This is a genomic window from Paenibacillus roseus, from assembly GCF_016424485.1.
Taxonomy (GTDB): domain Bacteria; phylum Bacillota; class Bacilli; order Paenibacillales; family Paenibacillaceae; genus Paenibacillus_D; species Paenibacillus_D roseus.
This window is the reverse complement of record NZ_JAELUP010000012.1, coordinates 67,598-93,582: the sequence shown is the minus strand read 5'-3', so window position 1 is coordinate 93,582 and position 25,985 is coordinate 67,598. Positions and strand designations below refer to the sequence as shown.

Here is a 25,985-nt window from a genome sequence, read left to right as displayed (position 1 = left end):
AGGTTAGAAAAATTAATAAAGTTGACTTTTCTTTACTGATAAACAGTTTAATTGTATTTAAAAAACAAAACATAAAAAGAAAAGAAATAACAAAAAATAAGATATCCATGCCAAATCTCCTAACTAATATTATTGATAAAAAATATAGATTTAGTCTAGTGAGAGAAGTTGACCAACAACTTTTTCCAATTTAACACAATAAAAATAGGGATTTACAAGGTCATAAAGTAATTTTGACATAATGGTCCACCTTTTTGCAACCCTTTTTTCTTGTTGATATTAGAATCTCATATAGTTGAGTATCAGTTTATTGAAGAATTGATTCTCTCAAATTATGACTAATTTTATGTTGAAATTAGAATTTAAGAATGGTATTATATGTAATTTGAACAATTAAATTGGTTGTTCAACCAAAAAAAGAGGGGTATGATTGAAAAAAACAAGTTATCTTTTACTATCTTTAGTTCTTGTTCTGACACTGTTTCCTACTACAATTTTTGCTTATAATGATAAAGTTGAAGATTTATCAGAAGATGGGCTTAATACGTATTTGATTAACGCAGGATATCCTCAAGATGTAATCGATATTTTAGAATTCGAACAAAAAATAAGTTTTTATACGCAACAGGCAGTGTATACATCTCATAAAACCACTGAAGGTCATTTGAGCGAAAAAAGTGAGAGTATTACCAATCTAGATGTTTCTGCTAGAGCAATTAACAATTTTACTCAGACACTAGTAATGAGCCAGGTACGAACGAATACTAGTGGGTTAGCCCAGGCATTAGTAACATATAACTGGGAGTGGGACTATATTCCTCTATTCACAATGACTGATAAATGGGGAATTGCCTGGACAGATGACTGGGATCCATTACCTACAACAGCGAGATATTCTTATAGAGCAATTGCAGAAAGTTCACCGGGGGTAGTATCAGCATCGTCATCAACAGGAAACATAAGCGGTTACGATGCTTTCTTGCCTGGATCAGGAATTGGCTTTGCAGTTAACTTAATTGCTGGATTCACCCAAAATGGCATTTTTTATTCAACAACTAAACACAAGGGTTGGAGTGAAATAAGAATTCAGAAAGCCCATAATGGAAGCGGAACATTAGATTCCAGTTCGGGCGTAGCCAACTATTTTCATAAACAGGGATAACCCTTAATTAAAATCTTGCCATAGCTGTTTCTAAATTAATCGAAAAAGAGTAAATTTCGAGAAAATCAAACTCGGAATTTACTCTTTTTCTAATTTAAATTTTAATCTATTAACTTTACTTACACCATTGACTGAAATATCCTTGAACATTGCGTTGCTGTAGATAGTCTCCAGCGTACGCTTCGGATCAGGTCCGCCAAATACATTTTTCAGATGGAACAATTCAAGTACATCAGCCTGGAATGTATCCGTATATCAGCTATACGTTATGATCACATTACTCCCATTCTGCAATTTTGAAGTGAAACGAAGCGTCATTTTCAGTCGAAAATCGTCTATTGACATAATTTTTCTCAAAACGGCCAAATTCGTTAATGATTGGCACATCAAACTTCAGATCTCGTGGCAAAACATAGGAACCCCGATACAGCCCGTCTTCAGCTTTCGGGATTTCGAACCCCGCATAGATGCGATCATCCTTCGGGGTATCCAGCGGCACTTCAATCGTGATGTCAATTTGTACAGTTTCCTTGATCTCCGGGACAACTTCAAGCGCAACCGTAGACTGGAGTCCGGCGTAACGCACCGTCACCTCAGTCGTTCCAATCTGGTATGCAGTAACGCTGCCGTCCGCTGCAACTGTAGCCATATCAGGATTTGCAACATCATACTCCGCTTCTAGCAAACTCATGACAAAGCCGCTGTCATAACTAACGTTCGGATAGAGGCGAACCTTCAATCCCCACAAACCGATTATTGTTCTCCCATAAAGGCGGATGGATTGCGGAGTGCCTGTTTTCCCGAACATATAAAGCAATGGAGCCTGAATACGATCCGCCCACGCCTGTTGGGTATGCGCCGCCTCCGGGTCGAGAAAAAACGCCAAATCATGCCCCGCTTTAAATCCGTTTCCAATCATTTCGTCAGCTACGCTTCTCGCTTGGGAAACAGTAAGGAGTCCTTCGGCTCCTCCCATATCAAGCCATACCCGAATCGGGGGCTTGGTGTTGAACGACTCATAAATCTGAATTTCCGTGCGTTGTGCCCCATCCCATACGGTATAAAAGAAAAAAGGCGACATGATTCCGATCTTCCCGAATACATCGGGACGTCTAAAGCCAATATGATATGAGAGCAGTCCGCCAGCAGAAGAACCGATCATCCCGGTATGCTGCCTATCCGGCAACGTCCGATACGTCCGGTCGATATGCGTTTTCACTTCATCAATTAAAAACTGTTCAAACAACGCTCCGCTCCATTCCGATGGGAAGGCTTCCCTTGCAGAAGGCACATCATGGAAGTATTCTGACAGTCTCTGCACATGGGATAACGAGGACACAGCGACTACGATAATTTCTTCAAGATTACCTTCCCCAATAAGCCGATTGAGCGTCTTATGAACATTCCAGGAATCGCCAAATCGGTCTTCAGCAAACATATACTGGCCATCATGCATGTATAATACAGGAAAAGCCACGCCCGGATTCGCATCGTAACCGGGAGGCAAATAAACGAAAATATCCCTTTCGGTATGCAGAATTCGGGAAGAAAAACCCGGAATCGTTTCTATTCTTGATGTCAAACGGACGCCCTCCCCAATGATCCCCGAATCGAATGATGATTTTATACAACCTAAGGCTGCAACTATATTATAACTCACAATCCGCTTCATTGTGTGCTAGAGTCATAGAACGAATGAGTGATTCGGAAATTAATCAAACACCGTTCTATGGCATTGGGACGACAAATGACAAAAAGCGTGGGTCCGGGAAATTCTCTTCCCGAAACTCACGCTTTTTATTTCAGTGCTGCCCGCTTAGGACAGAAGTAGCTGCCTGGGCTTGATATCAGAATTGCCTTAAAGCGGAATCAGCCTGAAACCGTCTGCTGCTCTGGCTTCGCCGATGCGTAGCGGTTACCCGGTATTTGAAGTCCCAGATGGCCGCGAAGGGTATCGGCCTCGTATTCCTCGCGGAACAGCCCGCGCTGCTGCAAAATCGGGACGACTTGATTAACAAAGTCCTCCAGTCCGGTCGGAGAGGTAGAGCCAATCATAAAGCCGTCTGCGCAGCCCCCTTCAAAATAAGCCTGCAGTTTGTCGGCAATCGTCTCCGGCGATCCGATGAAGGTCGGCTTCGGTGTAGCGAATCTCAGCGCCGTCTGCCTCAATGTCAGGCCTTCGCGCTTAGCCCATTCCTTGACCCGTTCAGTAGCGCTTTGAAAACCATTGCGGCCAACATCGCCCACATCCGGAAATGGAGCATCAAGCGGATACTGGCTGAAATCATGCTCAAAGTATTGTTCAAGAAAATAGAGCGCCTTCTTGATCGAGACCAGATTGGTCATTTCCTCGTAGTTTCTTTCCGCTTCTTCATCAGTGCGGCCAATGATCGGTCCGATTCCGATTAAAATAGAAATTTCATCCGGATTGCGGCCAATCTCCTTTGCCCGACTCTTAATATCGCTGTAATACTTTTTGGCATCCTCAAAGTTTTGACTGCCGGCGAAGATGGCGTCAGCCCACTTGGCTGCAAGCTGTCTGCCCGCTTCTGAGGCTCCCGCCTGGAAGATAACTGGCTGCCCCTGCTCGGATCTTGTAATATTAAGCGGACCTTTGACCGAGAAATAATTGCCTTGGTGATTGAGTTCGTGCAGCTTGGCCGGATCGAAGAAAATATCATTCTCCTTGTCGGAGACGAGCGCGTCATCCTCCCACGAATCCCAAAGACCTGTGGTCACCTGCAAATACTCTTCTGCGACTTGATATCGCTCGGCATGTTCCAGACCCTTCTGTCCAGCTTTGCCGTAATTGAGCACTGCAGCTTCTTGCGCAGAGGTGACGACATTCCAGCCAGCGCGGCCCTTGCTGATTTTATCCAGGGAGGCGAACTGGCGGGCAACAGTGTATGGGTCGCTATATGAAGTAGACAGGGTTGCCACAAGGCCAATCCGTGACGTGATCGAGGCAAGCGCGCTCATAATGGTCAGCGGTTCAAACCGATTCAGGAAGCTAGGGGATGTTTTTTCATTTATGAACAGCACGTCAGCGATAAAAGCGAAATCGAATTTTCCTTCCTCCGCCTTCTTTGTCCATGCTTTATAGAGCTCGAAATTATCGCCGGAATCGGCTATCGCGTCTGGGTGTCTCCACCATGATGTATTGCCGCCAACTCCGTGCAAAATAGCGCCGAGTTTGATCTGTCTTTGTGTTCCCATCGCTTTCTCTCCTTATTGTGAACATATTTGTAACCGACTATTTGTATACCAGCACATAAGGCCGATTGCCCAACTTGTATCATTATAATTAATACTTTTTCTGTCGGAATTATTGCATTTATTCTATCATTGCCTTTTATTTTTCGTCAATCGATCTGAAACTTAATATTTTCTATTCCTTTATAGAAAGGTTTTATAGAACAAATCTATTGGCAAGTGTAAACCGCTTCCCATCTTTTCATAGACAAAAGCTCCAACGCACGTAGAAATCTTAAAGTTCTGGTGACTTTAACGGGTAGATGTCAATTGAGTGTGTTGTAATAATCCCGCACAACTGCCAAAGTCGCTTCTATATCCAGCAGGCGGCTTTCCTCTTCCGCCCTGAACTTCAATTCTACCTTGCCTTCACTGGCAAGCTTTCCAATGACAATTCGCACAGGTATACCAAACAGATCAGCGTCCTTGAATTTGATACCCGGGCGTTCTTCACGGTTGTCCAGCAGCACCTCAAGCCCTGAATCTCGAAGCAAACTATACAGACTGGAAGCGACATCAGCCTGAGCCTCATCTTTGCTCGTGATCGTCAGCAGATGCACCTGGAATGGCGCAACAGTCCGCGGCCAGCGGATGCCTTCAGCATCATGATGCTGCTCGGCAATTGCCGCCATCAGCCGCGAAATGCCTATTCCGTAGCAACCCATGATTATATCTTGCAGCTTGCCTTCCCGGTTGACGAATTGCGCGCCCATCTTCCCGCTATACTTGGTCCCCAGTTCGAAGACATGCCCTACCTCAATGCCCCTCTGGAAATGCAGTATCCCTTCCGAACAGCGCGAACAACGTTCTCCTTCGAGCACATTGACGATATCTCCCGTCAGTTCCACCTTGAAGTCCCGCCCCGGCTTGACGTAACGAAGATGAATGTCCTGCTCTCCTCCACCCGTAACCGCATCGTTCATACCAGTTGCATGGCGGTCTGCAATGAGCGGGAGCCGAAGACCGACGGGGCCAATAAACCCGCGCGGCCCCCCTGTCAGCTGCCGAATTGCATCCTCATCTGCCAATTCAACTTTAGCTGCCCTACAGAGCCGGGCAAGCTTGATTTCGTTCACCTCATGACCGCCCTGTACTAGCACCGCGACCGGCTTGCCGTCCGTGAAATATATCAAGGTCTTGATGATACGATCCGGTTTTAGTCCAAGCCCGCTGCACAGTTCATCGATAGTTCCCATACCAGGCGTACAGAAACTCTCAACAAGGGGCGATTCTCTAAGAACACCCTTGGGGACCTCAGCGTTCATGTCGGGTGCAGCAGACTCAGCTTTCTCCAGATTAGCAGCATAGCCGCAACTACTGCACACCGCAATTGTGTCCTCGCCAACTTCCGACAGCGCCATAAACTCGTGCGTCTCGCCTTCTCCGCCAATCGAGCCTGCATCAGCCTCTACCGCGCGAAAATCCAGACCGCATCGTATCATAATTCGTTCATAGGCCTGAAACATCGTCTGATAAATAAGGCGAAGGTCCTCCCGGCTTTCGCTGAATGAATAAGCATCCTTCATCATGAATTCACGGCCCCTCAGCAGGCCGAAGCGAGGACGGCGCTCGTCGCGGAACTTGCTCTGAATCTGATACAGAGTAAGCGGAAGCTGCCGGTAGGTCTTGATCTCGCTGCGAACCAGCGCTGTAATGATCTCCTCATGGGTCGGACCAAGCGCGAATTCCCGACCGTGGCGATCATGGATGCGCATCAGTTCCGGACCATATTCGTGGTAACGGCCTGATTCCTCCCACTGCTCGGATGGCTGCAGAACAGGCAGCAGCAGTTCCTGTGCGCCCGCGGCATGCAGTTCCTCTCGAATAATGGCGTTGATTTTATGAAGCACCTTCACGCCCAAAGGCAAAAACGTATATATCCCCGCTGCCACTTGGCGAATATATCCGGCGCGCAGCAGCAACTGATGGCTGGCAGCCTCCGTATCTGAAGGAGCCTCCCGTAATGTAGGCATTAATAATTGGCTTTGCAGCATTATGCAATCATCCTCTCTTTTCATAAGTACAAAAAGACGCATTCGTCAGGGACGAATGCGTCGTGGTACCACCCTAAATTTGAGCACAGATCAAGGCTGCACTCCTTCAAGCTTCTAACAGGCTCAGCCCGGAAACGGCTACTTGGCTTAAAGCTGTTCGCTATTTCTGCTCACAAGGCGGGTGGGATCAGCCTGAACCGAAAAGCCTCGCAGCCTTGGGCCTTCTCTCTGGGACGGCAGTGCCTGATTTCATTCCTTGGTCTTCACATTTAACGTATGAATTCTGGCTCAAAACCGAAATCGGCGCTTGATTTCCAGCAAGGGGAACGCCGCTAGGTGTACAACTAACTCCCCAATCATTGCTGCTTGGCGTTCAGTTGATTATCAATCCTGATGCGCCCGGACCAGCCGCTTCTTCAAATCCCATGCTTCGTCGCTCAAATGGACACGGTAGACCTCCGGATTAAGCTTGCGCAAATATTCCGGCCAGAACAACTTCTTCTGCTGCTCATGGTACCTGCGAATTTGCTCCAGCGACGGCAGTGCGTATACCAGCTCACCTTGTTTAAAGATCGGCTCCAGCAACGGTACCGCCTCATAATTGTCAATTTGCTTTTGCCGGTAAGAGTGAAGCGGGTCAATCAGCCTGATCGGCTTGCCTGTGGCAGGCGGCTCCTCTCCAGTGAGCGTAATATAATCGGCCTCAGCTTTGCCGGTTTCCGTATTAATGAGCCGATAGACATCTTTTGCGCCAGGATTGGAAATCTTCTCGGGATTGCCCGAAATCTTGATGACAGGCTCGTACGCGCCATCCTTCTCCCTGGCAACCAGCTTGTACACGCCCCCGAGAGCCGGCTGATCGGCAGCCGTAATCAATTGAGTGCCTACGCCCCAGACATCGATACGCGCTCCCTCCGCCTTCAGGTTAAGCATAATATTCTCGTCCAGATCATTAGAGGCCACAATTTTTACTTCCGGGAACCCGGCGTCGTCCAACATTTGTCTAGATTGCTTGGATAAGTAGGCCAAGTCGCCGCTGTCCAGACGGATCGCGCTCAATTCCTTCGATTGCTCCCGCAGCATGCGGGCGATTTTGATTGCCGCAGGAACACCGCTTTTCAGAGTATCATAAGTATCGACCAGCAGCGTCACCCCGTCAGGCAGCGCCTCCGCGTAGCGGCGGAATGCTTCCTCTTCGGTATCATGGCTTTGCACCCAGGCATGAGCGTGCGTGCCCTTGGCCGGAATGCCAAACAACATGCCCGCCCGCATATTCGAGGTCGCATGGAAGCCGGAAATGTAAGCAGCCCGTGCGCCCCATACGGCGGCATCCGCCTCCTGCGCCCTTCTCGTACCGAACTCCAGCAGCGTATCATGAGGCGCAACCTGCTTGATGCGCGAAGCCTTGGTCGCAATCAGCGTCTGGTAGTTCATGAAGTTGAGCATGGCCGTCTCCAGCAGATGGGCCTCGAATAATCGGGCCTCTACTCGGATCAGCGGCTCTCCGGGGAAGACCAGCGTTCCTTCCTTTACAGAATCCAGCTGGCCAGTAAACTGAAAGCTGCGCAGTTCCTTCAGGAATGCCTCCGCATAATTTTCCTCCTGCGACTGCAAATACGCAATTTCTGCTTCGTCAAACTTCAGATTTTGAATATAGTGAACGATTCGTTCCAAACCCGCAAATACAGCATAACCGTTGCCGAACGGCAGCTTGCGAAAAAAAATCTCGAAGACCGCTTTGTTGTTATGCGTGCCTTGAATCCAGTGGGCATACATCATATTAAGCTGATACTTATCGGTATGCAGCGTCAAATTCTCGTAATTCATGTTGGGTTCCTCCGCGCCTCTCCTGGCAGTTCATGATGCCTATGAATCCAAATTCCATATCCGCGTCTGAGGCGGACAGCTTTATTAGGTTTACCCGATATGCTTGCCCGTTACCCGCGGATTGCCCGCTACCTGCGCACCAAGAGTATGCTCAAAATGCCCTAGCGCCCATTCGTGGCCCGCCTGGTTAAAGCTTGCTGTCGCGTCAGCGTAAACAGTCACCGCAAATCCTTTGTTGTAGGCGTCCACAGCAGTATGGAGTACGCAAATATCTGTGCATACGCCGACCAAATGAAGCTCGGAAATGCCTCTTGCCCGCAGCTCCAGCTCGAGTGTCGTCCCGCAAAACGCACTGTATCTCGTTTTATCCATCCACACAATGCGTTCCTTTAAATCCTCATAGACATCACTCAGCTTGCCGTACAGATTGCGTCCCTCTGTCCCCCGGATATTATGCGGCGGGAACAGCTTATGCTCGGGATGATAAACATCGCCCTCATCATGGAGATCAACGGCCATGACGACAAAGTCGCCAGCCTCGGCAAATTGTCTGGTCAGTTCCGATATCCGTTCTTCAATCGCAATTGCAGGATCACCGCATGGGAGCTTGCCCGTTATAAAATCAACCGTGTAATCAATGACAATCAACGCTTTCATAGTCTTCATCCTCCTGATGTACGCTCATCTTTACTATTGAATGTATCGAATGGATGTCTCGAAAATCTTATGGTTTGAACCACAAATTCACAATGTTTACAAGATGAAAAATGTAACCCTTCGGCATTAGCTATATAAGGACAATTGGGGCTTATAGCCTGTAAATCTGTAAAGCTGGGCAGCCCGCTGGGAATATCGGTTGGACATCTTGCGCTCTCCATTGGCGCCCAGAACCTCTTCAATAATGCCCTTGCGGCTTTGGGTCGATGTAATTTTTCGCAAAAAGTTCTGGTCCGCAAATTCCGGCACAACCGTCTGAATGACCTGATACAGCTCACTAACTGTAAATTCTTCCGGCAAAAATGCCTTGGCAATCGTCGTTGTCAGCATCTTCTGGCGAATATGTGCGAGCGCATCCTCCAGCACCTGATTATGATCAAAGGCCAATTCCATATTTTGCGCCGCGCTGACCGGGAACAGCCTGACATCGGCAGCATCATCGGCTGCCCGTCTATCTTTAAGCTTCGCTTCATTGACCAGCGCAACGAAGGAATGGGAGATCATCCAGCCTCGCGGATCACGGCCCGGCGCGCTGTATACATTGCAATATTCCATATGAACATCGCGCACGCCCGTCTCTTCCTCCAGTTCCCGCCTTGCGCAATCCTCCATCGATTCGAATTCATCACAGAAACCGCCCGGAAGCGCCCACTTGCCCTCGAACGGCCAGCGCTTGCGCTGGATGAGCATAACCTGAAGCTCTCTCATCGGCAGCGATTTCTTCGTGCCTGCCCGCTCTTCGGATGCAATAGTGAAAATAATAATATCTGCCGGTACCCCGTCCGGCGTACGGTATTTGCTTGCTGAATAATTAGATTCATTTTCGATCTGCTTGTTCAATCTATCACCTGCTTTATTGTTGACCAAACAACTTTATTTCAAATAATCAATTAGATATTATCATTTTGACAATATTAAATGTTTTTGTCAACCGCCTCGTCTTTTGGCTTGGATCATCAATATCGCTAATGGACTTAGGGCCTAATCTAGCCGAATTACATACTTGTCCAGGTTGCCCGCGTATAGCCGAGCTTCATACCCGAGCGCTCCATATTTCGGGCGCTGGCGGACACATAGGCTGCCTGGCCGACCGCCATTGTGCATCCAGATTGCCTTGCTTTGTCTAACCGCTTCCTGATTAGCGCCTGATGTATGCCACGGCCCCGGTACTTCGGCAGCACAGCCGCAAATGTAAGGCTTGCAATGCCGTTGCCCACATGCATTACGGCTGCCCCCGCTGGTGTCTTCCCGTCTGTATAGGCAATATAAAAGCTCCAGCCTTCGCGCGCCAGAAGCATCTCGTTATTGTCTGCAATATGAACCTCCCCGGATACCGGCAATCCCGTGCCTAGACAGTGAATGCTCGCATATTGCTCCAATCCTGTCTCCGGACTTAGCTCTTTGATCCACAAATTAACAGACGCTGCGTCATTCTTTTGTACATTTTGTTCCCCTTGCAATGTTCCATGGCTTGCATATGAGGTATCGGGCAACAGGTTGATATACAGAGAAGCATGGAAGCCGGATTGATAATAGCCTCTGGAAGCAAGCCCTTTGAGCAAGGCCCCTTCGGCATTGGACGGAGTAATCTCGAATTGTGGCTTTCGTTCACGCGCAGCATAAAACCCGATGATCTCATCAAGCCATCCAACGTCATCCCTGCCCATTCCTTTGACGGTATTAAACTGCGGCCACGGCATTTCCCTGGCAAAAAAAGCAGTCGCTCTGCCGAATTGGGCTAGCTCTATCCCCATCGGATTGCCGGGGCGCTCCTCTATCGCCCGCATCCGATCTATCATATATTGAACCTCCGACTGCTCGATCAGTTCTGCAAGCTCGTATGTAAGAAGACTCATGACCATTCTTCCCTTCTTCAAGTAAATTTTAAGCCTCAGCCCTAAAATCGGTGCTTTAGGGGGATAAGAGCGCAGCGAAGGGGCCGAGGAATTCTGGAGAAACGAACGTGGTCGCCTTTTAAAGCCCGATTCCCCCTGCAAACCTCTATCCTATAAAGGAATCGGGCTTTAACAGCGACCGGAAGAATCCTCTGCCACGCAGCGTCCCCTCCACCTGGGGCTCAACCACTAATTTTGGTTTTGAGCCTTAAATTTATCAAAATGATATATATTTACTCCCGCTGCCGGATAAGGTAGAATCATTCATAGCTTATCGGTAATTGACCGCATCAATCAGGCGGGATGGACCGTCTTGTTATTTTCTAGCACAAGAGAGGGGAAATGTCTGATGGTTCGTTTCGGAGTAATTGGAACTAACTGGATCACCGAATCTTTTATTCAAGCTGCCAGTCTTCTTGAATCTTTCCGGCTCACAGCCGTTTATTCACGAACAGAGGAACGCGGAGCCGAATTTGCCGCCCGTTATGGAGCAACCCATGTTTTTACCGATTTGGAGGCTATGGCTGCAAGCAATGAGCTGGATGCAGTCTATATTGCCAGCCCGAACTGCTACCACGCACAACAGGCCATCGTCTTGCTCCGGCACGGAAAGCATGTGCTGTGCGAGAAGCCGATAGCCTCAAATGAACGGGAGGTGCAGGCGATGATGGATGCGGCTGCCGAAAGCGGCGCCGTGCTCATGGAAGCGATGAAGTCCACCCTGCTGCCCAATTTCAGAGCCATTCAGGACAATCTTCACAAGATCGGTCCAATTCGCCGGTATACGGCGAGCTATTGCCAGTATTCTTCCCGCTACGATGCGTACAAGAATGGTACCGTACTTAACGCCTTCAATCCGGTGTATTCCAACGGCTCCATGATGGACCTGGGCATCTACTGCCTGTATCCGATGATCGTGCTGTTCGGTGAACCGCAGTCCATTCAGGCGTCCGCCTACATGCTGGAGTCCGGCGTCGATGGCGAAGGAAGCGTCATTGCAACTTACGCCGATATGCAAGCCGTTATCATGCATTCCAAAATTTCCGCATCCAGCCTGCCTTCCGAAATCCAGGGCGAGCTTGGAAGCATCATCGTGGACAAAATTAGCGAAATTGGACATGTCGAAATCAGGTACCGTGACGGAACGATCGAGAAGATTTCGGTTCCCCAGCAGGACCAAGCCATGATATATGAAGCAAAGGAATTTATTGAGCTTGTGGAAAACGGCGAGAAGCAGTCCCGTAACAATAGCCATCGCCATTCACGCCTTACGATGAAATGGATCGATGAAATTCGCCGCCAGATCGGGCTGGTCTATCCTGCAGATGCCCGTTAGCGCCTCAGGCGAGATCATGTATGCCGCAAGCGCAAGGAATCATGCGTACTCGCTTTACATAATCCCGGCGTCAAAATGGACCAGCTTCCGCGTCCAGTAATCAATTTGGTAGGCCCGCTTGATCGGCTTCCGGGTTCTTTTGCTATCGGAGGCGTTGAACAACGCGGGGGCGGCTGCAGGGTAATCCTGCAGCTTGCCGCTTTCTACAGCCATCTTCAACTTCTGCTTGGCATGGTACAGCACCATCTTCACCGTCGATACCGTACAGGAATGCGCCTCTGCAATCTCCCTGTACGTATATCGATATACCTCGTACAGAATCAGCATCCGAATTTCCCGGTCGGACAAATATTCCGTTATCCATTCCAATGTCGTGCGGATCGACACATAATCGACCGACTGGACGACAAAGGTCATATTCTCAATCGGCACTGTTGCTGTCAGTCCCTTATTTTTACGGTGTTGATCGATCCAGATGTTCCTGGCCACCGTAATAACCCAGCTCTTGGAAGGAGCCACTTTGCCCGTCTTCTTAAAATTTCCCAGCAGTCGCAGCAGCGTCTCCTGATATAAATCCTCAGAATCCCACCGGGAAGCTGTCAAATAGGAACAATAGTTGTGCAAATCATTCAAATACGGCGCTACTGCCACTTCAAATTGATCCATTTTCGCTTTCAAGCCGTCCCCTCCTTTATAAAACGTCCCGGCTGATCTAGCCGGTCCTGAGTCGGGTTCAAATTTGATTTCAGGACAGGATACAGTTAAGCGTCGCACCCTGCCCTGCTTTAATTAACTGATAATTTCCACCTGTTCAGCATCCTTCAATTGGTGCTGTCCGCCTACGACAAGCTGCTCATTTTGAGAGAGTCCGGATAGCACTTCCTGATACACCCCGTTCAATCTGCCCAATTGCACCTTGCGCTTCTCAGACTGTGTGCCTTTGACAACGTAGACGAAAGTTTCGTCCCCTTCACGGATGATGCTGAGCGATGGCACGGCAATAACATTTTCCTCATCCTCTGACGTCAACTCCACATGCACACGTCCTCCCGGCTTGATAATCCCGTTCGGATTGTCCGCTTCAAGCTCCATTGCGAACATTCGGGTCTTCGGATTTGCGAACACATCCAGCGAATTGACATGTGCCTTCAACTTGGTGGCCTTGTTTTCCGGGCTATAGAATACAAGCTCCTGCTTGCCGCGTACGAGCGATGCCGCCAGCTCATTCAGCTTGACCTCGATCACAATGCGGTCTGTGCGCTGCACGACGCCAACGACAGTACCGCCTTGAAGGTATGTTCCTTCACGAAGCGACATATTCGTCACTACTCCGTCGGACGGCGCCTTGATCACATAATCGCTTAGCGAGAGTTGCAAATCTTTCAGACCGGCTTCGGCAGAAGCTACCTGAGCTTCAAGAGAAGTCAGATTATTGGTTGTGTCCATCACGGAAAGCTGCTGCTTGAGCAGCTTGACAGTATCCGCCGCTTTTTCAGCCGCCTCATCATCCTGGGACATCCGAATTTCCTTGTATACACGCTCTGCTTCCTTGATTTTATTCAGCAGCTCGTTTCGTTGAACCTGATTCGTCTTTTGGCTAGCCGCAAGCGCTTCTTCGGAAAGTCTTAATTGGACTTTGGCATTTTCAAGCTTCGTATCGGCTCGCTCGGAGCTAATGCGCGCAATAATCTCATCTTTTTTCACCTGTTCGCCATTTTGCTTAATCCGCTCGATCACTTCGCCACCTGTTTTGGCGATCATATCGAACTTCACGGCAGCCGTTACTTCTCCGATCTGTTCACGCGGGCTTCCCATGCTATGTCTGCCTACCTGCTCAATTTTGATTTGTTTAGGTCCATTTTGCACGGCAGCCTCTTCCTGAGCCTCTCCCGCCTGGACATTGGTGCAGCCCGCTGCAATAAGCGCAGCCGCTATCAGTAAACCTGCAATTTTGAATGGTTGAAACAAAGGTCTTGCTTTTCGGTTCATGTTCGGTTGTTCCCCCTTTTTATACGTCCACCTTGGCTTTATCAACAGACTTGCGATCCCGGCTGCTCCAGTTCGAGAGCTTCGTCTTCCATAACTCCAGCGTCTCATAGATGACCGGTACAACGACGAGGGTCAGCAAGGTCGAAGAAGTCAAGCCGCCAATAACGACGATCGCGAGCCCCTTGGATACTAGCGACGCACCCCCGCTCTCCGAGTGAAACAGGCCGATAGCCAGCGGAAGCATGGCGGCAATTGTCGCCCCGGCTGTCATAATGATCGGACGAAGCCTCACCATGCCGGCTTCCACGATGGCGTTGCGAACCGTCATGCCTTCATGCAGCAATTGCTGGGCCCGGTCCAGCAAGACAATGGCATTCGTGATCACGATACCGATCAGCATCATAAAACCGATCAGCGTCGTGACGTTAAGCGTCTCACTTGTGATCAATAGCCCGATGAGTCCCCCGATAACCGCGAGCGGCAGAGAGAATAGAATCGCAAACGGCGTACTGGCGTTGCCAAATGCCAGCACCATGATCAGGTATACGATTCCGATGGCAATACCCATAGCGACAAACATTTCAGTGAAGCTTTTCATAATATCATCGGTAACGCCGCTTACTTGCGTGTTCACGCCTTCTGGCAGTTGCAGCTTGGCAAGCTCTGCACCGACCTGGACGCTGACGGCTGCTTTGTTGTCTGCTTTAATGTTCGCCGTAATTTTAATATGCTGCTTCAAGTTCTCACGATTCAAGGCTACCCGCGCCTGTACTTCCTTGATATCGGCCACCTCATTCAGATAGACGGTCTGGCCTGTCGGTGATTGAATCGGAATTTTGCCTAGCTGTTCCAGCGAGTTTTTATGATGTTCGGCCAATTGCAGCGTGGTTCTGTACAGCACATTGTCAAAACGCAGGTCCCCAAGATTTTCCTTCCAAATCCATGCGCGCACAGCGCTTTGAATTTGCGCGGCGCTCAGACCGAACTGCTGCGCCTTGGTATGGCTGACTGCGATATTGACCTCTTTTTTGGCATCTCCCATCGTGGAGTTCACACCCGTAAGTTCAGGGAAATCTTTAAGCTTATCCATGACCAATTGCGCCCCGCGTTCAAGCAGTTCCTGATCGTCCCCTTGCAACGCGTAGGAGAAGTCTGTCGTGCCAAAGCCGTCGCCTCCGCCCAAGGAGTCTTCTTTAAGTTCCGAGCCTTTCGGAAGCATAAGATTAATTTTTTTTACGTATTCCTTGCGTACTTCCTCACCAGTGGCATTCCCATTAACTTCGGCTATAATCTGGGCAAAATACGGAACCCGATTATTAGTGCCGTCATAGCCTACAAGCGATTGATAGAAGGTAAACAGTTCATCGCCGTTTGGATCCTTGGCCTCCTGCAGCAGCTTCTCTATCTGCTGAACTTGCAAATCCGTGCTTTCAAGCGAGGTTTCGTACGGAAGCTTAATATTGAAGCTCACCTGCTTGGAGCCTTCTCCTTCCGGCATGAAAGTAAGCGGCAGGAACGGCACAGTGCCGATAATGCTGACCAGGAAGAATACAATCGAGAACACAATCGTTTTGACCCGATGAGTCAAGCTCCACAGCAATATTTTCTTATAGATGCTGTTGAGTTTGCCGTCGGTATGCTCTGTATGTCCGCCCTTACCCACATTCTTCAATACAAGCAGCTTGCTCAGCATCGGAATAACCGTCAAAGCGACCAGCAGTGATGCCAGCAGCGCACAGGATACGGTAATTGCAAACGGCCGGAATAATTGCCCAATGACACCCGATACCAGGCCGATCGGCAGGAATACCGCTGCGGTTACGAGTGTGGAAGACGTAATAGCCATGGCAACCTGCTTCGTCGCCATCAGGACTACGGATTCGTTCCGCTCCTGCGCTTTCTCCAGATTGCTGTATACATTCTCGATAACAACGATGCTATCGTCTACAATCCGTCCGACCGCAATGAACATACCTCCTAGCGTCATAATGTTCAGCGTAATATTAAAGGCATGCATCAAAATAAGCGTCAGCAGGATCGATAGGGGGATCGATACAAGAACAATCAAGGTCATCCGCACATTGCGCAGGAAGAACAGAATCATCGCCGCTGCCAGCACCATACCAATGATACCTTCGCGGAGCAAGCCGCTGAGCGAGCTTTTGACATCATCTGCGGAATCATAGACTTTCTTAAAAGAGATTCCCGGATACTGCTCCTGCCATTGGTTTATCAGCTTGGTCGCCTGGGCGGAGAAATCCACAACGTTGGCATCCCCTGTTTTGTACAAGTTGATGCCGATCGCAACCTGGCCGTCCATGCGGGAGATATATTCCGAATCGGTAATCGCTGTGATCTCAGCGACTTCGCCGAGCAGCACGGTTTGGCCGCTGCTGTTCATAATCTCCATGTTCTTGAAGTTATACAGACTTTTCATATCGCCGGTAATACGCGCCATCTGGGTCTGCCCGTTAAACTCGACGGTACCGATTGCCCCGCCTGCCAGTCCGGCCCGGATCGCTTGCGACACCTCTGAAGGCGTCAGCCCGTAGGAATTCAGCACATCAACATCCAGCCGGATATCGAGCTTGGTTTCCCGTTGGCCGATGGAATCAATATGGTCAATTCCGTTAATGGATTCAAACCCTGGTTTAATAACGTCTTTGTAGAGCTTATCAAGCTCCAACTGGCTCATATCCTTGGCATTCAATGCCGTGTAATAGGACGGGATGGAAGAAAAGCCGAATGTTGCAGCCTTAGGCTTGCTGGCGCTATCCGGCAAGTTCAGGTCAGAGAGCAAGCTTTCAATTTCACGCTTCTTCTCTTCTTCATCCTCGCTATCCTTCAGTTTCACCAGGATATTGGAAATGTTGTCGCTGGAAGTCGATGTGATCGTCTCTATGCCCTGCATATTATTGATTCTTTCTTCTATGGGCTTGGTGATATCGTTCATGACATCCTGGGGTGAAGCTGCATATGTAGTCGTAATTGATACATAAGGGGCTTTGATATTCGGCATCATCTCCATCTTCAATGAAGATCCCGAAAACATTCCTACCCCGAAAAGAAGCGCAATCATGATGATCATGGCTGCCACTCTTCTCATGGAAAAACGGATTAATCCATTCAACCGGTTTACCCTCCTCTTATCTGTTTGGGCTTAATTATAGCGCCGTAATATGAACAGAGTATGAACCAAATCAAATGTCTTTTCCACAAACGAGCAAGCTTAACCGACTTGTCTTCCATTTGAAAGGCAAAACTTTAATCCGCGCAAAAATAGAAGCCATTTATAAACGGAAATTTATAAATGGCTTCTATTGCAGGATCAAAGCGTAGGGTATGATGTCCATGTAAAGAATCAATTTCAGGCAGAGCCTCCGTGTGAAAGGTTCAACGACATTTATTTTCCGCTGAACAGCTCGCGAAGCCGTCCGGGAACCATAACGCTCTTGCGGGTCTCTGTATCTACTGTTACGCAAGTAACCCGCGCATCGATGCAAATTTCGTTCGACGCATTCGCAATCTCCTGTCGAAGCACAAAGCTCGTATTCCCGACCTTCTCAGGAAAAGTTCGAATCGTCAGCTTCTCACCCTGTAAGCACTCCTTGCGATAATTAATATTAATGTTGACGGTTACGGTCAATACGCCAAGATCGCGCAGCACCTGATAGTACAGCCCTGCTTTCTCGTACCATTCCTCCCGTCCCCATTCCAGGTATTCCAGATATCTCGCATTGTTCACATGGCCGTTCACATCAATTTCCGTGGAACGAACCACAATGGTCAGTGACGCAGTGGTCATGCTCATCTTCCTTTCCGCTCTCGCGCCCATGTTGGGAATCGTTTGTATTTTAACTTACGGCAAAGGCGTCTGACAATAGACCCGCATAAATAAAGGCTCAAAACCAAAATTAGTGGTTGACCTCCAGGTGGAGGGGGCGCTGCGTGGCAGAGGATTCTTCCGATCGCTGTTAAAGTCCGATTCCTTTATAGGATAGAGACTTGCAGGGGGAATCTGACTTTAAAGGCGACCACTTTCGTTTCTCCAGAATTCCTCTGCCCCTTCGCTGCTATCTCCTCGATGTCAACCACTAATTTTTAGGTTGAGCATATATAATGCCTGCAAATTCCGGAGATGTGTTCATATATTCTTCTCGTCATTAAATTCAATACAAAAAGGCTGTATCTCAGGTCTTAAACAGTACTCTATCCTTTGTCTGAAATTTCTCCATTCAACCTTCTTTTCATTCACAACAATAGCTGCTGCAGATACGATATGCTTTGGCGGGCTCATTAGATCGCTCCTTCTACTCCGAGTTTAAGTTCGAAAATATGGAGCAACACAAAAACTCCCATTTAAAACAATCATATCATAGAGATGGAGGGAATTATTGTATTTTTCCGCCTGCGAAGACTCCAGCTTCCTGTCAAATTTTTTAATCCGTGCCCATTGACGTTCGAATATATTTCTTGTATGGTTATATACATAACTATATAACCATAGTGCAAATAGAGGCGGTGAGATACTTTTGAGCATGTCTTTTGATGAGCACAAACCGATATTTTTGCAGATTAAAGAGCGCATTGAGGATCAAATTGTCAATGACCAGCTTAAAGAACAGGATCAGATTCCGTCCACAACACAGCTTGTCAATTTTTATAAAATCAATCATTTAACGATCTCCAAAGGAATCAGCCTGCTTGTGGATGCGGGCATTATTTACAAGAAACGGGGTGTCGGGATGTTTGTAGCCGAGGGAGCCAAGCAGAAGCTGCTGGAACAACGAAAGGATGTGTTCGTAGACGGATACATCCTGCCTATGATGCAGGAAGCCAGCAAGCTTGGCATAACAGAGAAGGACATTATTGCACTTATGCAGCAAGTGAAAGGAAGTGGCGGGAGTGGGCTTTGAGACGGCTTTCAATCAGGTCAATGTGACTTTCGGGGATTTTCAGGCGCTGAAGGATATCAACTTTCGTCTGGAGGAAGGAAAAATTGTTGGACTGCTCGGACGCAACGGCGCAGGCAAGTCAACCCTGCTCTCCCTGCTGGCTGCCTACAGAAAGCCATCCACCGGTACCGTCACGATTGGAGGGCAGGAACTATTTGAGAATCCGCTGTTGATGTCCCAGGTTACGCTATCCTACAACACGGACTACAGTGATGAGACGGATAAGGTGAAGGATATGCTGGATGCCGCCGCCAGCTACCGATCCAACTTTGATCGCAGCTACGCGGAACATCTGGCAGAGCAGTTCAGGCTTCCGCTGGATAAACAGATCAAAGAGCTGTCCAACGGCATGAAATCTGCGGTCAATGTTATGATCGGGCTGGCAAGCCGCTGTCCTGTCACGATTTTCGATGAGGTCTACGTCGGCATGGATGCGCCCACGCGAGAGATTTTCTACAAGGAATTGCTGGAAGATCATGCCCGACATCCCCGGACGATTATCCTCTCCACACATCTGGTATCGGAGATGGATTACCTGTTCGAGGAAATCATCATTTTGAAAAAGGGCCGTCTGCTTATGCAGAAGCGCTCCGATCAATTCCTTGAGCTTGGCCTGTCCGTTACTGGCGCAACGCAGGCAGTCGAACAATTCGTACATGGAATGAAGCGGCTCAGCACCCGGCAGCTTGGCGGCACGACATCTGTCCGAATCTACGGAGAACTATCGGAGGCGCAGCATCAGGAAGCCCGTAATCTGGGACTGGAGCTTGGGAACGTGTCGATGCAGGATTTATTTATCCATCTGACTGAGGAGGAGGATAACGATGCCATTGAAAAATAGAATAACCCAAGTGGCGTCTGATACGGCAAGATATCATTTATCCATTGCCGCCTGGTTTCTGGTTGTGATCGGTATCATCTACATTGTGCTGAGAAGCATTTTTACAACGAGTGACTTTATACCAAACGGGTTCATGGATTTCATTTACCGGCCTGCCAAAATTTTTAGTCTGATTTATGCAATTTCAGCTTCGAACAGCTTCCTGACCTTTTTCGTCAGACACGGCGTGACCAGAAGAGACTACTTTTTCGGTACGTCAATCGCTTTGGTTTTTGTCTCCTTTACGATGATGATCATCACTGCCGGCATTGCTTCTATTGAGAATTTCATCTTTCCGGCGGGGGAGACAGCAAGCTACTTTGAGTCAACAGGTTCGGTACTGGCAACGATTGGGGAATACAGTTTAAATATTATTTGCTACTATATTACCGGCTGGCTAATTGCAATCCTATTTTACGGGTTCAATACGATCGGGAAAAGCCTTGCTATTATGGGGGCCAGTCTGATTATTACAATGTCGGGCATGCTCTGGGGAGAATCCGGGTTTGAGCAGAATATCACCAGGCTGTTTAATCTGCATAGCCCGTGGGGACTGCCTATGGCCATCTCCTTCCTCGGTACGCTCTTGCTGATCGCTCTGGTGCTGTGGATCATACGTGCATCGAGTAAAAACATCACCGTTAAAATGAAATAAGGAAGCGTTGTGAGCTTTTGGAAAAACCGAATGAAGCACTGCAATAAGAAAACAGCAATTCCGCAAGTATTATGAAGTCATGGCGGAACTGCTGTTTTCTGCGATGAAATTTTTCCTTGCAATTACGCGGTTAGTCTCTGGCAGCCCACAGGCCGCCCTGCCGAATCAGACGGCGAACCGTTTGATGGGAGAAGGAAGGCAAGTGATGACCCGGCATCAGATAGACCACGCGCCCGCGGCCGTATTCATGCGCCCAGCCTGCGGCTCTCTTTTGCCCATCGTGATCGTATTGCAGAAGCAGCGTCGTATCATAGTAAAAGGGAGTGAAATAGTAGGGTTCTTCATCGAGCGAGAACGGTTCAATCCCTTCCACTACAGGATGGTCGGGAGCCGTCACTTCAAATTCCAGTTGCGTATACGGCGGATGTCCGGTAAACGTAGCGCCCACAAGCGCTGTCAGCTCCCTGTTTGTCTGGAAAGACAGGCCATTATGGATGACGAGCAGTCCCCCGCCCTCATTAACATAAGTGACCAGCCCGCTTCTCTGCTCAACGGGAAGCTCTGCTCCCCAGCAATCCGTATAGGAAATGACCAATGAATGGCTCGCCAGCTCTGAAGATGCCAAAATAGAGTAATCGTCTGTCGCCTCAACCTCCAAAGCACCGTCAAAAATCGCCACAATCTCTTTATCGACGCCCGTAAGCGGATGATATTTGGAGGTGGCATAATCCCCTAGTATAATCGCCTTTTTCGGTTGTGCCATGCTTTCCACTCCTTATTATTCAGATTGGTAAAAACGCTTGCTCAGGAAGAAATTCAATATATTGGATTATGAATACCTTTATGCTAGTCTGCCAGCCTGCATTTTGTCAACATCTGAACTACTGGTGATGAGCAGTTTGCTCGCAATAGGTTGTGCCTATAGCAAAACTGGTTTATGATTAAACAAGTGCAAATGGCAATACAAAGCAAAAGGGGCGCTTTTTATACATATGAAACATACCAGAACCGCTGTCATATTGTTCATTTTACAAGTGGGTTATTTGCTTTTTTGCGCGGCATGGTTTGATGTGGCAATCAAATCGGGGAATATGCTGGACGAACCCGGAGCCAGGGACCACTTCGGAATTTTGATGCTCTTCGTCGTCATCTGGATTTATCCGCTGGTGGTCGGTCTGTTCTCGCTGCTCGGCTGGCTAACCTATCACAAGCACAGTTTCAGGGTGTCTCTGTGGCTTACCGGAGTTCCGCTGCTTTGGGTACTGCCGCTGGCAGGCGCTTACGTATTCGGATTCAAGTAACGCAATGCTTCTTCGCGGCAACGGTTGCCGCCCTTCGGCCGCTGGTCAAGCTGTTCAACTTGGCACTTAGAATTCAGCCCTGGATGCAATAAATTTCTCTACTTCACTGCGGAGCGGCATCCCGCTTGTTGCTCCCAGCTTCGTGACAGACAGTGCGCTGGCGCCAACTGCAAATCGTACCGCCTCCCCCAATGTCTTTCCTTCACTGAGCATGACGGCAAGCGCGCCGTTGAACGTATCGCCGGCTCCTGTCGTATCTGCGACCTCGACCTTTCGGCCCGGTTCATGGCTGATTTCACCGCCTGCATGCTTGTAGAATGCCCCATCCTTGCCATGAGTCATGACAATCTGACGCGAATAGCGTGCTATCATCTCCTCGGGACCGCGCACACTGTTTTCGTCCAGTCCAAGTACAATTGCCAGCTCGGTTTCATTTGGCGTAATGACAGCGACCATTTCCAGCAGCTCGGGCGACAGCTTCACAGCAGGAGCCGGATTCAGAATGACACGTACGTTCAGACTGCTTGCGAGCCGGATCGCCGCTTCAACCGTACGAAATGGAATTTCTTGCTGGATCAGCATCATATCCGATGCGGCAATCACTGATTCGAGCGCTTGAACATCCTCTGGCTCCAGGCAGTGATTGGCTCCCGGAATGACGATAATCCGATTATCCTTGTCACAGACCGTGATTGCGGCGATGCCTGTCGGTTGATGAGGAACTGATTTCACATAATCCGTAACAATTCCTTCTTTGCCAAGCGCGTCCATGAGCTGAGAGGCCATATTATCTTGCCCGACGCAGCCGATCATCACGACTTCTGCTCCCAGCCGGGCGCAAGCAACGGCCTGATTCGCCCCTTTTCCCCCTGTAAAACTTGAAAAAGCTGTTCCGATAATGGTCTCGCCCTGATCAGGCATATACGGTGTTTCGGTTACCATATCGATGTTCAAGCTGCCAATAACCGTAATTTTTGCTTTTCTCATAGATGCACCTCATCCTGGTTTAGTGGGCATTCATTCTATTATTTCCGTATCCCCTTGTCAACACAAGGCAAAGCAGCTCCCGGCAGCAGCAGGGGCGGTCCATCAAGGACACTTGAACATCGCTTGTCCCGATTGCGGATCACAGTCCCTGCGGCTGGGGAAGCCGCTTTGTGTTTTGCGTCTTACTTGTTGAACCAGGACAGGTATTCCCCATACCCTTCCTTCTCCAGATCAGCCCTCGGTATGAAACGCAGCGCGGCGGAGTTGATGCAGTAACGCAAGCCATTAGGGCCAGGACCGTCATTGAATACATGCCCCAAATGCGAATCGGCATCCTTGCTGCGGACTTCTGTACGCACCATATTATGGGTCAAATCGACTTCTTCCACGATTGAGGATTCAACTAGCGGCTGGGTGAAGCTTGGCCAACCGCAATGGGAGTCGAACTTGTCCGTTGAACTGAACAGCGGCTCGCCGGAGACGATATCTACATAAATGCCCTCTTCCTCGTGGTCCCAAAATTCATTGCGAAACGGCGCCTCGGTGGCACTGTTCTGGGTCACTTCATATTGCAAAGGCGTCAGCCTCTCGCGCAGCTGCGCTTCATCCTTTTTGTAGCTCCAATGCTGCTTGATGAAAGCATCCCGACCTGAGCCCTTCCGGTACATCTTGTACCGCAACGGATTCGTTTTGTAGTAATCCTGATGATAGTCCTCGGCTGAATAAAACTCTGTTGCCGGGGTAATCTCGGTCACAATCGGCTTATCAAATCTGCCGCTCTCCTCCAGCTGACGCCTGGACTGCTCGGCAAGCTCTTTTTGGCGCTCGTTATAGTAGAAGATCTCTGGGCGGTATGAGCTGCCGCGATCATGAAACTGTCCTCCGGCATCGGTGGGGTCAATCTGCTGCCAGAAAATATCGAGCAGCTTCTCATACGGGAACTGCTCAGGGTCAAAAGTAATTTGAATCGCCTCGGCGTGACCCGTCGTGTCGCTGCACACCTCTTCATAAGTCGGATTCACCGTATGACCGCCAATATATCCGGAGACGACCTTCTTGATGCCTGGCAGTTGGTCAAACGGCTTGACCATGCACCAGAAACAGCCTCCTGCAAATGCCGCTTTCTCCAGCTGGTGTTCTCCCTTTGTATGTTCTGTCATTTTCACTCACCGCTTTCCTCGCAGTATCTAGAACAATTCTGCTCTGTCTCTATAGTACCAGAAACAGTCTTCTGCAATCAAAGCAAAATAGGAAAGTATACCGCCTGATAAACAGTGATTTTGAACATAACTCCAGAGGATTCGAGTTCTGGAAGCTACGATATTTGATTGTCTTGCAAAAACCTCTCCATCATCATTCAAGCATCATGGTGGTTTGGGCTGTCTCCACGCCATTAATGAGCAGGACAATTCTATGCTCGCCGGGGTAATGCTTGCGGGTAGTCAGGTTGGCGAAGCTGTGCCGACGCGCTCCTTCCAGCTTGTGGCCTCCTGGTACGGTCTTGTCCGAAAGCAAGAACAGCTTGCGTGAAGTCTTGCCGTTAGCCTTGATGAAATCAATGCCGTATTCCACACGGATACGGACTGCCTCGCCGTCTCTCACCTTCAACTCATATAGCAACGCGATGGCGTCACCTATTTTTACTGTATGCGGAACAACAGACAGGGAGGCAGATATTGCGAGCGGGCCGCCTTGCGTTGCATCTGCATAGCCAAAAAGCTTGAGCGCCTCCGGCAATGCCTTGCGAATCAAAGTGCGGCTGCCATGCCGGATAATCCAATTCGTATGCGGATGGTCTCCTTGCCAGCGCGCAGCAGTCTTCAGCACAAGCTCCGGGTGATCCTTGGCAATATCGTTCAAGTTATTAGCCACGCTCTTGCGGACATACAGGGAAGGATCGGCCTTGAGCAATTCAAGCAATTTCAGTACCGGCGCCGGATCACGCTTGAACATCGGCAGCGCTTGACCCCACGGCAGCCGGGGCCTGCTGCCCTCGCTGGCAAGCCGCCGGACATGCTCATTCGGGTGCTCCGCCCACGCTGTCATTTGCTTCATCATCCGCACCGGATCGCGCAGCAAGAAACAGCGGACTGCAAATTCCGCGGAGGACCTGACTGTGAAGCGCTCCAGCGCCTGCATGGACAATTCCCAATGCTCCTCTGCTTGTCCATGAACCTCGACGAAATCCGGGAAGAACAAATAAGCAAATCCGATGCAGGAAGATTCGAGTGTATATAAAATGTCCAGTGCATCCTCATAGCGCGGCGGCAGACATGCACCCAGGACCGTGCTGATTTTCCGTATGCGCTCCTTCAGCTCCAGTTCCTTCCACGTCTCATCCATCACACTTGCAACAAAACGCTCGGGATCAAATACCGGGTACGCCTCCTGAACCTGCAGGCCAAATCCCTGTAAAAATGCAGGAGTGTACATCTCTTTCAATGGTTGAGCCATAGCTTGCTTTCTCCTTCCGTCAGCGCCCTTTCAAATGTAGTGCTCGCTGTATGATGTCCAGCTTAACATAGTGAATATGACAAATGCCTGTCAGGTTTAACTAAAACGTCAACTGAAGCAGCAAGGTGCTGCTGCCCATCCATATTGCATAGCTGAAATTTTTTTGGTTAAAGTAAACAAATACAATTCAGGTCGTTTATATAACTTGAGAAAGAGGAGGTGCAGGCGTGTCTTATGTTTACAGCGGACTGCTGCTTCTGGTTGGGTTGCTTGGTGTTAATCTGGTCGTCTCGTATCAGAGCAAGCATATTGACCCGTATTTTTGGACAACGTTGAAATACCAGCTATGCGTACTGCCGCTTTATCTTATCATCAATATGTGTATCGGCTACGGGGTAAAAATCGGCTACAAGGCAACAGGCAGCCTGTCTTTTACCCTTATTGCCGCCAAAGGGCTGGAAATCTTTATTGCACTGCTGATGGGACTTATTTTCATGAAGGAAATACCCAGTTGGCGAACCTGGGCAGGCGTGGCCCTGATCCTGATCGGCTTTGCTTTAGTTAAGAACAAATAAGATGCG

At 49.0% G+C, this 25,985-nt stretch carries 23 protein-coding genes; 8 read left to right on the top strand and 15 right to left on the bottom strand.

The features are described 5' to 3' along the window. A partial coding sequence (locus JFN88_RS24395; protein ID WP_233167406.1) for a hypothetical protein occupies positions 1-194 on the top strand: 194 nt, incomplete at its 5' end. A gap of 236 nt (positions 195-430) precedes the next feature. Beyond that, positions 431-1,162, top strand: a complete 732-nt coding sequence (locus JFN88_RS04900) for a hypothetical protein (RefSeq protein WP_199018210.1) — start codon at positions 431-433, stop codon at positions 1,160-1,162. A gap of 277 nt (positions 1,163-1,439) precedes the next feature. On the opposite strand, the gene JFN88_RS04895 is transcribed toward JFN88_RS04900, so the two are convergent. The 7 genes from JFN88_RS04895 to JFN88_RS04865 all read right to left on the bottom strand — a co-directional run bounded on the left by JFN88_RS04895 (position 1,440) and on the right by JFN88_RS04865 (position 10,808). Then, the gene (locus JFN88_RS04895; RefSeq protein WP_199018209.1) at positions 1,440-2,744 is read right to left on the bottom strand and encodes an alpha/beta hydrolase-fold protein; all 1,305 of its coding nucleotides are present in this window, start codon (positions 2,742-2,744) and stop codon (positions 1,440-1,442) included. 287 nt (positions 2,745-3,031) lie between these two features. After that, on the bottom strand, positions 3,032-4,378 hold the full coding sequence (locus JFN88_RS04890) for an LLM class flavin-dependent oxidoreductase (protein ID WP_199018208.1): 1,347 nt from the start codon (positions 4,376-4,378) through the stop codon (positions 3,032-3,034). Positions 4,379-4,680: 302 nt separating this feature from the next. Continuing rightward, a complete protein-coding gene (locus tag JFN88_RS04885) occupies positions 4,681-6,408 on the bottom strand; it encodes a proline--tRNA ligase (RefSeq protein WP_199018207.1) in 1,728 nt (575 codons plus the stop codon). A 384-nt stretch (positions 6,409-6,792) separates the two neighbouring features. Then, entirely contained in the window at positions 6,793-8,235 is a 1,443-nt protein-coding gene (locus JFN88_RS04880) for a nicotinate phosphoribosyltransferase (RefSeq protein ID WP_199018206.1), read from the bottom strand. 90 nt (positions 8,236-8,325) lie between these two features. Continuing rightward, a complete protein-coding gene (locus tag JFN88_RS04875; RefSeq protein ID WP_199018205.1) occupies positions 8,326-8,892 on the bottom strand; it encodes a cysteine hydrolase family protein in 567 nt (188 codons plus the stop codon). A gap of 126 nt (positions 8,893-9,018) precedes the next feature. Beyond that, entirely contained in the window at positions 9,019-9,792 is a 774-nt protein-coding gene (locus JFN88_RS04870) for an NUDIX hydrolase (protein ID WP_199018204.1), read from the bottom strand. A gap of 155 nt (positions 9,793-9,947) precedes the next feature. Beyond that, a complete protein-coding gene (locus JFN88_RS04865) occupies positions 9,948-10,808 on the bottom strand; it encodes a GNAT family N-acetyltransferase (RefSeq protein WP_199018203.1) in 861 nt (286 codons plus the stop codon). A 388-nt stretch (positions 10,809-11,196) separates the two neighbouring features. On the opposite strand from JFN88_RS04865, the gene JFN88_RS04860 reads away from it, so the two are divergent. Further along, positions 11,197-12,183: a Gfo/Idh/MocA family protein gene (locus tag JFN88_RS04860; protein ID WP_199018202.1), complete on the top strand. Its 987-nt coding sequence runs from the start codon at positions 11,197-11,199 to the stop codon at positions 12,181-12,183. Between the two features lie 54 nt (positions 12,184-12,237). On the opposite strand, the gene JFN88_RS04855 is transcribed toward JFN88_RS04860, so the two are convergent. The 4 genes from JFN88_RS04855 to JFN88_RS04840 all read right to left on the bottom strand — a co-directional run bounded on the left by JFN88_RS04855 (position 12,238) and on the right by JFN88_RS04840 (position 17,977). Next, positions 12,238-12,861: an RNA polymerase sigma factor gene (locus JFN88_RS04855; protein WP_199018201.1), complete on the bottom strand. Its 624-nt coding sequence runs from the start codon at positions 12,859-12,861 to the stop codon at positions 12,238-12,240. 111 nt (positions 12,862-12,972) lie between these two features. Beyond that, positions 12,973-14,172 (bottom strand): efflux RND transporter periplasmic adaptor subunit, encoded by a 1,200-nt coding sequence (locus JFN88_RS04850; protein WP_199018200.1) that lies wholly within the window; start codon positions 14,170-14,172, stop codon positions 12,973-12,975. Positions 14,173-14,191: 19 nt separating this feature from the next. Then, entirely contained in the window at positions 14,192-17,302 is a 3,111-nt protein-coding gene (locus JFN88_RS04845; protein ID WP_199018199.1) for an efflux RND transporter permease subunit, read from the bottom strand. A 273-nt stretch (positions 17,303-17,575) separates the two neighbouring features. After that, entirely contained in the window at positions 17,576-17,977 is a 402-nt protein-coding gene (locus JFN88_RS04840) for an acyl-CoA thioesterase (RefSeq protein WP_199018198.1), read from the bottom strand. Between the two features lie 727 nt (positions 17,978-18,704). On the opposite strand from JFN88_RS04840, the gene JFN88_RS04835 reads away from it, so the two are divergent. The 3 genes from JFN88_RS04835 to JFN88_RS04825 are packed head-to-tail and all read left to right on the top strand — an operon-like array spanning position 18,705 to position 20,662. Further along, entirely contained in the window at positions 18,705-19,088 is a 384-nt protein-coding gene (locus JFN88_RS04835) for a GntR family transcriptional regulator (protein ID WP_199018197.1), read from the top strand. After that, positions 19,078-19,968: an ATP-binding cassette domain-containing protein gene (locus JFN88_RS04830; protein ID WP_199018196.1), complete on the top strand. Its 891-nt coding sequence runs from the start codon at positions 19,078-19,080 to the stop codon at positions 19,966-19,968. The genes JFN88_RS04835 and JFN88_RS04830 overlap by 11 nt, the downstream gene beginning before the upstream one ends. Next, a complete protein-coding gene (locus JFN88_RS04825) occupies positions 19,952-20,662 on the top strand; it encodes a hypothetical protein (RefSeq protein ID WP_199018195.1) in 711 nt (236 codons plus the stop codon). The genes JFN88_RS04830 and JFN88_RS04825 overlap by 17 nt, the downstream gene beginning before the upstream one ends. Before the next feature lie 130 nt (positions 20,663-20,792). Here JFN88_RS04825 and JFN88_RS04820 read toward each other — a convergent pair whose 3' ends face one another. Then, on the bottom strand, positions 20,793-21,425 hold the full coding sequence (locus JFN88_RS04820; RefSeq protein WP_199018194.1) for a ThuA domain-containing protein: 633 nt from the start codon (positions 21,423-21,425) through the stop codon (positions 20,793-20,795). 229 nt (positions 21,426-21,654) lie between these two features. Between JFN88_RS04820 and JFN88_RS04815 the strand changes: the two genes are divergently transcribed. Further along, positions 21,655-21,963 carry a hypothetical protein gene (locus tag JFN88_RS04815; protein ID WP_199018193.1) on the top strand — a complete coding sequence of 103 codons (309 nt, stop codon included), beginning with the start codon at positions 21,655-21,657 and terminating at the stop codon, positions 21,961-21,963. 66 nt (positions 21,964-22,029) lie between these two features. Here JFN88_RS04815 and rbsK read toward each other — a convergent pair whose 3' ends face one another. The 3 genes from rbsK to JFN88_RS04800 all read right to left on the bottom strand — a co-directional run bounded on the left by rbsK (position 22,030) and on the right by JFN88_RS04800 (position 25,404). Then, positions 22,030-22,950: a ribokinase gene (gene rbsK / locus JFN88_RS04810; protein WP_199018192.1), complete on the bottom strand. Its 921-nt coding sequence runs from the start codon at positions 22,948-22,950 to the stop codon at positions 22,030-22,032. Between the two features lie 182 nt (positions 22,951-23,132). Then, the gene (gene msrA / locus JFN88_RS04805) at positions 23,133-24,110 is read right to left on the bottom strand and encodes a peptide-methionine (S)-S-oxide reductase MsrA (protein ID WP_199018191.1); all 978 of its coding nucleotides are present in this window, start codon (positions 24,108-24,110) and stop codon (positions 23,133-23,135) included. Between the two features lie 193 nt (positions 24,111-24,303). Beyond that, complete coding sequence (locus JFN88_RS04800; RefSeq protein WP_199018190.1) at positions 24,304-25,404, bottom strand: DNA alkylation repair protein; 1,101 nt, start codon at positions 25,402-25,404, stop codon at positions 24,304-24,306. Positions 25,405-25,631: 227 nt separating this feature from the next. On the opposite strand from JFN88_RS04800, the gene JFN88_RS04795 reads away from it, so the two are divergent. After that, positions 25,632-25,979: a hypothetical protein gene (locus JFN88_RS04795; RefSeq protein ID WP_199018189.1), complete on the top strand. Its 348-nt coding sequence runs from the start codon at positions 25,632-25,634 to the stop codon at positions 25,977-25,979. Positions 25,980-25,985: the final 6 nt, after the last annotated feature.